Here is a 9222-nt window from a genome sequence, read left to right as displayed (position 1 = left end):
GGTAGTGCAGCAATCGGGAGAGTTCATAGGCCAGAGCACTATCTCGCGCACAGGCGCCTCACGGCTACGTGCGGGCTTGTGGATGTCAGGCACTGTCTCGATCAGGCATAACCCTGTCGTGAAGGCCATGGCAGAGCGGTTGAACAGCCGGCACAAAGCCTACAAACAGATCGTTTGCGCGGCGATGCGCAAGCTGCTGCACCTGGTTTACGGGGTGGTGAAGTCGGGGATACCGTTTGATCCCAAAATCGCTCTTGCAGGGTGAGGGTCAAGACGGTATCTACAGGATCGCCGCCAAATCAGAGCTGGAAAGCGGCCGCTGGTGAACGGCAGCTACCGACCCATTGCGCAGTCGCCACAATGGCTCAGCTGCAGCTCGTGGAGTTCAGGTCGTTGATCACATCGTCAAACGCGCTTCAGCAGTCCTAGCCATACCCTGCTTGCTTGCACTGTCTTCATCCTTGTCTTGTCCCAGGGCGCTCAGCTGCTGACACATTGCCATCAGCCGGGAGCGGTATCCAAGAGCCTCAATAGTCGATGAAGTTCAAGCAGGCCCTGCCTTTTTGCATTTTTGCGGTAGGTTTCGCATTCTGCCTCGGTGACAGCACCGTAAACTTGCATTCGCAACGAATAGGAATTCGCCATGATTGTCGGGATTGACCTCGGTACGACCAACAGCCTGGTCGCGGTATGGAACGAACACACCAGTGAACTTGTGCCCAATGCTCTGGGGCAATTGCTGACCCCGTCTGTGGTCGGGCTCGACGACGAAGGCCGGATACTGGTCGGCCAGGCTGCCCGCGAACGCTTGTGCACGCACCCGTCGCTGACCGCAGCGCTATTCAAACGGCATATGGGCAGTGCCCGCACGCTGCAACTGGGCGCAACGCCGTTTCGCCCCGAAGAGCTGTCGGCGATGCTGCTCAGAAGCCTCAAGGAAGATGTCGAGCGCACGTATGGCGAGGCAGTTACCGAAGCGGTGATCAGCGTGCCGGCCTACTTTAGCGATGCCCAGCGCAAGGCGACCCGCATCGCCGGTGAGCTGGCCGGGCTGAAAGTCGACAAGCTGGTCAATGAGCCGACCGCCGCGGCGCTCGCCTACGGCCTCCCCCAGCAGGGCACTGAGTCGTCGTTTCTGGTGTTCGACCTGGGCGGTGGTACCTTCGACGTGTCGATCCTCGAGCTGTTCGACGGCGTGATGGAGGTCCGTGCCAGCGCAGGCGACAACTACCTGGGTGGCGAGGACTTCGATCAGTTGCTGGCCAGGCAGTTTATCCAGGCCCACGCTGAAGATCCGCACTTCCCGGATAGCGCGTCGATCAGCCCGCTACTGCAGCGCGAAGCCGAGCGGGTACGCATCGCACTGGGCCACTCGCCCACCAGCGATTTCGTGCTGCAGGTCGGTGCGCGACGCTGGCAGCACACCTTCACCCAGCAGGCCATGGCCACGCTGTTCGAGCCCCTGCTCGAGCGGCTGCGCAACCCTGTGGAACGCGCCCTGCGTGATGCCCGCATACGCAGCGACGAGTTGGACCAGGTGCTGCTGGTGGGCGGCGCCACGCGCATGCCGCTGGTACGCAAGCTGGCTGCCAGCCTGTTCGGCCGCTTCCCTTCGGTGCAGCTGAACCCGGACGAAACCGTGGCGCTCGGCGCTGCGGTGCAGGCCGCCTTGAAGGCACGGCACGCGGCCCTGGAAGAAGTGGTGCTGACCGACGTCTGCCCCTATACCCTTGGCATCGCGACATCGCGCCGGGTGGGCAACGAACATGAGAGTGGGCACTATCTGCCGATCATCGAGCGCAATTCCACCGTCCCGGTCAGCCGAGTGAAAACCGTGTGCACAGTGCATGAAGCGCAAGAGATCGTGCAGGTGCAGATCTACCAAGGCGAGAGCCGCCTGGTACGTGACAACATCCCCCTGGGCGAACTGGAAATCCCGGTGCCGCCGAACAAGGGCGTGGTTGACCTCGATGTGCGCTTCACCTACGACAGCAACGGCCTGCTCGAATGCCAGGTCAGCATCCCCATCACTGGCGAGCAGTTCGCGCTGGTCATCGAGAACAACCCCGGCGTGCTCAGTGCCGAGGACATTGCCGAACGCCTGCACAAGCTCGAAGCGTTGAAAGTGCACCCACGCGACCAGCAGGTCAACACCCTGCTGGTCGCCCGCCTGGAGCGCCTGTACCAAGAAAGCCTGGGCGAGCGTCGCGAGCTGGTAGACCTTTGGGCCACGCGGTTCCAAGAGGCGCTTGCCAGCCAGGATGAACGTGTCATTGGCCAGGCGCGCCATGAGCTGGGCGCGCGCATGGCATCATTCGAAAGCAGCGACGGACGCTGACCGATGAACTCAGTTTCCGATTGCTGGCAAGTGCTGGAGCTTGCATCCGCGTGCGACGAGCGAAGCCTCAAGCGCCAGTACGCCAAGCTGCTCAAGGTCACGCGACCAGACGAAGACCCGGCCGCGTTCCAGCAGCTGCGCGACGCCTATGAACAGGCGCTGCAGGCGCTGCAGGGGGAGCGCACGGATGCTCAAGTTACCGAACGCGCGCCACCGCCCGACACACCACCCGCCAGCCGTACGCTTCACGCGCGCTCAGCCCATGAGCAAGCCGTTGCATTGCTTGACGGGTTCGTCGACTCGGCCATCGAACAGGTCTGGGCCCAAGCGCAAGCAAAAGGCATCGAGGGTGTCTTCGAACGCCTGTTGTTCGAGCGTTGCCTGCGCGCAGCGTCGGCCCATTCCCATACCCTGCACTGGGGCATCGAACAGCGTCAGTGGCTCACCCCTTGGCAGCAGTTTCCCGCCTCTGACGCCGAACAGCAGCGCCTGGCGCTCATACTCGCTGTCACCCTCTACAACGCGCTCGAACACTCACTGGCCGCAGGCGAGCATGAGCGCTTCAGCGGCATGCTCGAGCGGGCCAGTCGCCAAGGCTGGCTAGCGGACCTGGAGCGTCGCCAAGCGCTTCAAGTGCACGTGCTGAACCTGTTGCTGGACGATGAAGGCTGGCCGCCCGAGCTGTTCGAGCACCTGTGCCAGATATTCGCCTGGAACGCATCAGGTGCCGAGCCACCGATTGCGGACGAGCACTGGCAAACCCTGCGCAGGCGTTACCAGCAGCGAGCCTGGCTGAGCCACCTTCGCAGCCTGGCGGATCGACGCGAGGCGCAAGCCAGCCCCGATGCCAACGCCGCCGCGCTGTTTCTGTTGGCGCCCCAACCTGAGCGGCAAAAGGCATTGACCGCCGCCTTCGTCGAGGCCGACTGGCAAGCCTGCGAGCGCCTGTCAGAGGCGTTCGCAGCGCGCTACCCCGACCTGTTGGGGATGTTCCCCAACCATGACGCCTGGTTCTGGAAAACGCTGGTCGAGCCCCGCGACCCGCCCCATGGCGTCAAGCGCGCCGCCGCTGTGATCACACTGGCCCTGGCGCTCAATGGCCTGCCCAAGCTGGACCCTGTCACCACGTTGATCATGCTCCCGCTTTACGCGGCGGGTGGGCTGCTTGCAGCGAAGATGGGCCAGTGGCTGTTCGGCCACTGGGCACAGATTGCCGCCAGCCTTCAGGACATCGATCAACGCGTCAGCGCCTGGTGCGTCAGCAAGCGCATCACCCGTGACCGCCGCCACCTGGTCATACGCAACGCAGGGCCGTTGCTGGGGCTGGCCCTGCTGTTATGGCACTGGCTGGGGCCGCTTGGCCTGGGCACCTACGTGCTAATTGGCATCATCGGCCTGCTGCAACCAGCCGATTGGGGGCCGCAGGCCCGCGACTACCGCTGGCGCAGGCCGCTGCAGGCGGTGTATCGGATTGCCGGGCTCAGTGGCGTGCAGTGGCTGCTTTGCAGCGTGATGGTGGTGGTGATCGGTTGGGTGCGATTGGTATCCTGATGGCCTTTGACACCCAAGCCTGCGCTCCCGAACGTCCTTTCCTGGCAAAGGTAGGACCGCGCTGCAAGGGTTGCAGGAACACGGCTGTGTCGAACTGGAGCAACGCGCCGAAGCGCGATACTTTGCCGTGGCTGCACAGCGGCGTCACAGCGTTGCTTGTTGGCGAAACAACTCAAGGAAGCTAAAGATGACCCAACCTCCGAATGGACTACCGATCTACCGCGTGCTGACGGGCCCCGATGACGCTGGCTTTTGCCGGCGTGTCAGTGAGGCTTTGGAACTCGGCTACCGACTGCATGGCGGGCCTGCGCTCACGTTCAATGGCCAGGATGTGATCGTGGCGCAGGCCGTTGTTTGGTCTGGGCAGGCCGCTGGTCACTGACGGCTACCGACCCAACGCTGTGTAGCAAGTACCGGCCTCATCGCCGGCAAGCCGGCTCCTACAGAAAAACGCTAACTTACTGATTTGGCGGGGATCCTGTAGGAGCGGCTTCAGCCGCGAACACCGGCAAAGCCGGTGCCATCCACCGCGGCGCGCGCTTCGCGGCTGAAGCCGCTCCCACAGGGTATGCGGCGCACTCGCGGGCTTTGTTCTCTGCCCGACAACGCAGCCCGAATGCCTGGGCAATCTCCCACAGAGATATAACCAGTCCCCGGGCCTGCGCAGTACCTGTGGGAGCCGGGCTTGCCGGCGATGGGCCGCGAAGCGGCCCCGGCCTTCGGGTGGCCGCCATGACATCGTCCGCGCCTATGAGATCGAGCGCCGCCCGCGCGGCGCATCGCGGATAAATCCGCTCCTACGTTTGTTTTTGGCCAATTATGTCTGAGGGGTGCGCCCACCAGACCCTTACCATTTTCCTCCGAGCCTCAAAACGCATCTGGCAAGCATCGCCCATCCCAGGCAATAATGCGACTGATTAGCAATAACACCGACATGGAATCTTTCGGCATGTCCGCTCCGCACTCCCTGCAACACCTCTACGTCGAGCACCACGGCTGGCTGCAAAGCTGGCTGCGCACACGCTTGAACAATGCAGCTGATGCCGCAGACCTGGCTCATGACACATTCCTGCGCATATTGCAGCGCCGTCAGGTTCCCGCTGTGCTGGAGCCACGCGCCTATCTGCGTACCATCGCACGGGGCCTGGTGATAGACCTTTGGCGGCATCGGGACATTGAACAGGCCTGGCTGGAAACCTTGGCCGGGCTGCCGGAGGTGCAAGTGCCGTCACCGGAAGTCAGTGCGTTGGCCATTGAGGCATTGGTCAGCATCGATCGCATGCTGGACACATTGCCTGAGCGCATGCGCTGCATCTTCCTGATGGCGCAGCTCGACGGATTGCCTTGCCCGCGCATTGCCGAACACTTGGGAATTTCGCTGTCGACCGTCGAACGTGATCTGGCCAAGGCTTTGCGCCATTGCTATCACCTGATGTTCGAGGCACCGGTTTGAAAGACGCCGGGCTGCAAAGCCTGCCGGAACAGGCGCTCGAGCAGGCCATCCAGTGGTCCATTCGTATCACCTATAACGAACCCGACGCGGCCACTCGCAACGCCTTTGAGGCTTGGCTGGCCAGTGATGTGTCGCATCAGATGGCTTGGGCGCGCTTGCAGAGCCTGAGCAGTCACTTCAGCAACATGCCTGCGGGGCTGGCACGTCAGGCGCTGGGCAAGCTGCCAGAGGCGCGGCTGCAGCGCCGTCAGGTGCTCAATCTGCTCGCACTAGGGGGGGTATCGGCTACGTTAGCATGGACCGGTCGCGATGAGTTTTCCTGGCAACGTCTGGTCGCTGATCACAGCACCGGCGTTGGCGAGCATCGAAGATGGGTACTGAGCGATGGCAGCCTGCTGGAGCTCAATACTGACAGTGCTGTGCGCCTGCGCTTCGACGTCGATGCACGTGTGGTGGAGCTGCTGCGTGGTGAGCTGTACCTGGCCACCGGTGCCGATCGCTCCAGCACGCGGCACCGGCCACTGCAGGTGTCGACAGCATTCGGTGCGTTTGAAGCCTTGGGTACCCGGTTCAGCGTGCGCAGGCTCCAGCAAAGCTGCCTGTTGGGCGTAACCGAGGGCGCGGTAAAGTTGCAACCGCTGGCCGGTGAGGCCGCCGTTGCCCAAGCCGGGGAGACTTGGGCGATGACGGCCAGCAGCGTGCAGCGCATGCCTGGCAATGCCGAGGATGCGGCAGCTTGGCGCGACGGCGTGTTGGTTGCACGTGAGATGCCCCTGGCCGACGTGCTCGCTGAACTAGGCCGCTACCGCAACGGTTACCTTGGATGCGAGTCACGGATTGCCCAGCGCAGGATCAGCGGCAATTTCAATCTCGAAGACACCTACGGGACGCTGGCTTTCATCGCCCAGACGCATGGCCTGCGCCTGCGGTCCATGACTCAATACTGGGTTCGCCTTGGCGTTTGATCTCGTTACACCTCGACTTCGGCAGGTGAGAAAAAAATGAGCGGTTTGTGAAGGGGTTTTGTTTTTCGCCCGGCATACACATCAGAACAACTCATTTGCCAACGAGACCTTCACGTGCCCCATCAGTCGCCACTTCGCATCACCATCCACCGTGCCCTGATTTGTGCCAGCCTTGGCCTTGGCAGCATTCCCTGCCTCGCCCAGGCGGCCACAGCCGGTTACAGCGACCAGGTACATGACCTGGCACTGCCTGCCGGCTCGCTGGATGCCGCGCTCACCGCATTAAGCCGCAGCACAGGCCTGAACATCGCGTTCGCCCCTGGCGATCTGGCCGGTAAGTACACGCCTGGGCTGCAAGGCCGCTTCAGCAGCGCCCAGGCGCTTCAGCGATTACTGACCGGCAGCGGCCTGCAGGCCGTGTTGCAGCCGGACGGTGGCTACCGCCTGATAATGGCCCCGGATAACCTTGCGGCGGGTACCGTGGCGCTGGACCCGACCAGTGTGGTGGGCATCGGGCTCGGGGCCACCACAGAGGGTACAGGCTCGTACACCACCGGCACCGCCAGCGTCGGCGGCAAGACCCAGAGAACCCTGCGTGAAACGCCGCAATCGGTCACGATCATGACCAAGCAACGCATGGAAGATCAGAACCTTAACAGCCTGACCCAGGTGCTCGACCAAACCACCGGCATCACGGTAGTCGGTGGGAACGACTCGAAGAACGAGATTTACTCCCGCGGCTTTCTCATCCGCAGTATCCAGGTTGATGGTGGGGCGCCCATGCTGCGCAACGAGGCGTATGACAGCCTGCCAGATATGACAGCCTTCGATCACGTCGAAGTGCTGCGCGGGTCCGACGGCCTTTTTGGCGGAACGGGTGACCCGGGAGGCAGCATCAACCTGGTGCGCAAGCGTGCGCTACCGTACAACCAGTTGAAGATCAGCCAGTCCGCCGGCAGCTGGAACAACTACCGCAGCGAGATCGACCTCACCGGGCCGCTGGCCTTCGAGGGCGCTCTGCGTGGTCGAGTGGCCATGTCGTATGAGGACAAGCAGTACTTCTATGACAATGCCGACAGCGAAAAGCACGTGATCTTCGGCACCCTGGAAGCGGACCTGACGCCCGATACCCTGCTGACAGCAGGCGGTACCTACGAGTGGCGAGACATGGACGGTTATTGGGACAGAGGGCTAGTCCGCTACAAGGACGGTACGCCGTTGAACGCTTCGCGCAGCACATCACTGGCCGCCGACTGGTCCTCCAACAACTACAGACGCACCGACTATTTTGCCAAGGTCGAGCACGCATTCGACGAAAACTGGAAGTTGAACAGCAGCTACACAAAGACCAGGTTCGATTCCACCCAGGACATCGGTGAGGTGAAATCTTCGATCACCCAGGGTGTTGCCAATGGAGGAACGTTCTCGCGCTTCATTCGCGGCTACACCAACGACCAGGATCTGTTCGATATCAACCTCGCTGGCAAATTCGATGCGTACGGCCTGCAGCACGAATGGTTGATAGGGGCTGACTACTCGGAAGTTAAACGCACCTATTCGGACCACACCGACTTGAGGACCGCCAGCGACATCAATGTGCCGTTCGACCCGGCCACCGATGACGCCGGCTCCATGCCCAAACCGGCCAAACCTGGGATCTATTACTACAACCCGGACTGGAACCAGCGCAAATCCGGCGCCTACACCACGTTCAAAGCACAGCTGGCAGAGCCACTGCACCTGACCCTTGGCGCCCGCTATTCCGACTACCGTGACTATGTGCGCACGGTGGTGCCTAGCTTCAACATGGACACCCCGGTGAAGGAGAGTAACCGCGGGGTCATCACCCCATTCGGCTCGCTGGTGCTGGATGTAAGCGAGCAATGGTCGCTTTACACCAGCTACGCTGAGATCTACCAGCCCCAGACAGCCTACAAGAGCCTCAGCGGTTCGCCGCTCGATCCGATCGAAGGCGAGACTTATGAGTTAGGGACCAAAGGCGAACTGTTCGGCGGTCGGTTGAACGTCTCGTCTGCGCTGTATTACACCCAGCGCATGAACGAAGCTGTCAGCACAGGTAACGGTTTCTACACGGCCTCTGGCGAAGCCATCAGCAAGGGCCTGGACAGTGAAATCTCCGGCGAACTGGCGCCGGGCTGGCAGGCCATGGTGGGCTACACGCTGAACTTCAACGAACAGCGCTCGGGAAATACAACCAGCAATAACGGCAAACCGACCAGCTCACAGACACCCAAGCATCTGTTCAAGTTTTTCACCACGTACCAGCTACCGGGGAATTTCGAGCGGTGGAAGGTGGGGGTCGGCGCGACGATCCAGAGCGATAGCTACAAAAGTGGTACCGTGCAGCAGCGCTTGCCTGACGGTGGCCTGAGCAGCGCCGAGGCTTATGCGTTCGAACAGTCAGGCTATGCGGTGTGGAATGGCTTGGTCGAGTACAAGATCGATCAGCATTGGACCGCGCAACTCAATGGCAACAACCTGTTCGACAAAACCTATTACCAGACGGTCGACTCCACTGCTGGCGGCAACTGGTACGGCGCGCCTCGCAACTATATGTTGACGCTACGCGGAACGTTCTGAGCCGATTCGGTCGAGATCTAAACCCTCTGTGAGCAGCATGGCACTTACAGGCTCTCGCAGGATTGGCGTGCGCATAAGTCGGCATCCGAATGTCCACTTCGGGTCGATAGCGGCCCATTGTGAATGGCTGTTCTTTCGACCCATGGCGGACACCGCCCCAACGCTGTGTAGTCAGTACCGGCCTCATCGCCGGCAAGCCGGCTCCCACAGACATATAACCAGTCTCCGGGCCTGCGCAGTACCTGTGGGAGCCGGGCTTGCCGGCGATGGGCCGCGAAGCGGCCCCGACCTTCGGATGTCCGCCATGGGCGAAA

At 61.9% G+C, this 9222-nt stretch carries 7 protein-coding genes; all 7 read left to right on the top strand.

The window, feature by feature from the left end:
- Window positions 1-265 (top strand): transposase (locus tag ABEH27_RS05175; protein ID WP_346612524.1); only part of this gene is annotated, 265 nt, incomplete at its 5' end.
- A 378-nt stretch (window positions 266-643) separates the two neighbouring features.
- Window positions 644-2338, top strand: coding sequence for a molecular chaperone HscC (locus ABEH27_RS05170; RefSeq protein ID WP_346612523.1), 1695 nt, complete (start codon window positions 644-646; stop codon window positions 2336-2338).
- A gap of 3 nt (window positions 2339-2341) precedes the next feature.
- Complete coding sequence (locus tag ABEH27_RS05165) at window positions 2342-3889, top strand: J domain-containing protein (protein ID WP_346612522.1); 1548 nt, start codon at window positions 2342-2344, stop codon at window positions 3887-3889.
- Window positions 3890-4076: 187 nt separating this feature from the next.
- Window positions 4077-4271, top strand: coding sequence for a DUF1737 domain-containing protein (locus ABEH27_RS05160; RefSeq protein WP_346612521.1), 195 nt, complete (start codon window positions 4077-4079; stop codon window positions 4269-4271).
- 567 nt (window positions 4272-4838) lie between these two features.
- Entirely contained in the window at window positions 4839-5342 is a 504-nt protein-coding gene (locus ABEH27_RS05155) for a sigma-70 family RNA polymerase sigma factor (RefSeq protein WP_346612520.1), read from the top strand.
- Entirely contained in the window at window positions 5339-6307 is a 969-nt protein-coding gene (locus ABEH27_RS05150) for a FecR family protein (RefSeq protein ID WP_346612519.1), read from the top strand. The genes ABEH27_RS05155 and ABEH27_RS05150 overlap by 4 nt, the downstream gene beginning before the upstream one ends.
- Before the next feature lie 114 nt (window positions 6308-6421).
- Window positions 6422-8908, top strand: coding sequence for a TonB-dependent siderophore receptor (locus ABEH27_RS05145; protein WP_346612518.1), 2487 nt, complete (start codon window positions 6422-6424; stop codon window positions 8906-8908).
- Window positions 8909-9222: the final 314 nt, after the last annotated feature.

It is taken from the genome of Pseudomonas sp. P39-UII1 (genome assembly GCF_039672635.1).
In the GTDB taxonomy this organism is placed as follows: domain Bacteria; phylum Pseudomonadota; class Gammaproteobacteria; order Pseudomonadales; family Pseudomonadaceae; genus Aquipseudomonas.
This window is presented reverse-complemented; position numbering and strand designations above follow the sequence as displayed.

Bases quoted from the DNA above. Each gene is read 5' to 3' on its own strand.
- ABEH27_RS05165 (WP_346612522.1), top strand. From the start codon at position 2,342: ATGAACTCAGTTTCCGATTGCTGGCAAGTGCTGGAGCTTGCATCCGCG.
- ABEH27_RS05170 (WP_346612523.1), top strand. From the start codon at position 644: ATGATTGTCGGGATTGACCTCGGTACGACCAACAGCCTGGTCGCGGTA.
- ABEH27_RS05155 (WP_346612520.1), top strand. From the start codon at position 4,839: ATGTCCGCTCCGCACTCCCTGCAACACCTCTACGTCGAGCACCACGGC.
- ABEH27_RS05160 (WP_346612521.1), top strand. From the start codon at position 4,077: ATGACCCAACCTCCGAATGGACTACCGATCTACCGCGTGCTGACGGGC.